General features: G+C 50.0%; 1 protein-coding gene and 1 pseudogene. Both read right to left on the bottom strand.

What is annotated here, in order from left to right; all coding sequences use genetic code 11:
- A pseudogene (locus tag QVO66_RS11325) lies at positions 1-189 on the bottom strand (aspartyl protease family protein); the annotation flags it as partial.
- Between the two features lie 190 nt (positions 190-379).
- The gene (locus QVO66_RS11320; protein WP_021855611.1) at positions 380-1,114 is read right to left on the bottom strand and encodes a hypothetical protein; all 735 of its coding nucleotides are present in this window, start codon (positions 1,112-1,114) and stop codon (positions 380-382) included.
- Between the last annotated feature and the right edge of the window lie 247 nt (positions 1,115-1,361).

Genomic DNA, 1,361 nt, shown 5'->3' with positions numbered 1-1,361 from the left:
ATCTCCCAGTGTTACCGAATCGAAGTACACATTCTGAAGTTCATCGCCGTCCTTCACCGTACCGGCTATGCGCGAGATGGCAAATGGTTTCTGTGTGCCCAGCAGGCCGTTGCGACGGACGAAAGGTGTATTGAGATCGAACACACGGTCGGAACCGGTATCCACCTCTACCGACACCAGATAATCCACTCCGCCGACACGCACGCCGACCGGAACGACCGGCACTCCCAGACGATAGTCCATCTTCAGCCTGACAGCCTTGTCCGATGCTGCCTTCTGCCCGTCGCCCAGTTCATACAGGAAGATGGATTTCCGCCGATAATCGATGCGGACATCGAAATTCCTCAGATAAGACAGCCCCAGCACGCCGTCCCAGACATCAGGCGGATAAGGAATAGCTATAATCCACTCCGCCGACACGCACGCCGACCGGAACGACCGGCACTCCAGACTCTCCAGGATCTCCAAGACGATAGTCCATCTTCAGCCTGACAGCCTTGTCCGATGCCGCCTTCTGCCCGTCGCCCAATTCATACAGGAAGATGGATTTCCGCCGATAATCAATGCGGACATCAAAGTTCCTCAGATAAGACAGCCCCAGCACACCGTCCCAAGCATCGGGCGGATAAGGAATAGCTACCAGTTTCAAGCCGGAAATGGCCCGGCTGCCCATCCTCACCACCTGCGAGGGCTCTGTGGAAGGAATGGTTTCCACCGAATTGGCGCTATTGTTCTCCACACTTCCCGTAAAGGAAGCCAACCCTTCGGTTCGCGGCGAATTGGAATTGAGCACCACGTCCGTCGCTCCCGTATCCAACAGGGTTTCCACCGAATTGGCGCTATTGTTCTCCACACTTCCCGTAAAGGCAGCCAGCCCTTCGGTGCGCGGCGAATTGGAATTAAGCACCACATCCGTCGCTCCAGTGTCCAGCAGAAAGCGCAGGGGGCGGTCGTCCTGCCCGTTGATATAGACTGTCACATACAGACGGTTGTCGGCACCCAGTTCAAAAGGTATCGTGTCGACCGGAGATTTGCTAATCTGGGCATGCAGCTCAGGCAGACACAACAATGTGCACAAAACCAAAATTGCACTGATTCGTTTTATTCTCTTCATATTTGTGTTTTTAAAAGTTGCATGCAAATATATACAAATTTCAATTCACGCAAAAATTCTAATGTTATAAAAATACAAATACCAACAACAAAGCAATAATATGTAAAGAAAAACAGTCAAATTACAGATAAATGTAAACCAAAGCTAAGACATTATCTATTTTATTAAAGGACCTTCGCTGCAACACGACATATAAAGATGTTCACTATACTCAACAACTCACAAAAATATGCCAACACAATACTTG

Origin of the sequence: Prevotella sp. CAG:255 (assembly GCF_000431195.1) — a bacterium.
GTDB lineage: Bacteria > Bacteroidota > Bacteroidia > Bacteroidales > Bacteroidaceae > Prevotella > Prevotella rara.
This window is presented reverse-complemented; position numbering and strand designations above follow the sequence as displayed.

Bases quoted from the DNA above. Each gene is read 5' to 3' on its own strand.
- QVO66_RS11320 (WP_021855611.1), bottom strand. From the start codon at position 1,114: ATGAAGAGAATAAAACGAATCAGTGCAATTTTGGTTTTGTGCACATTG.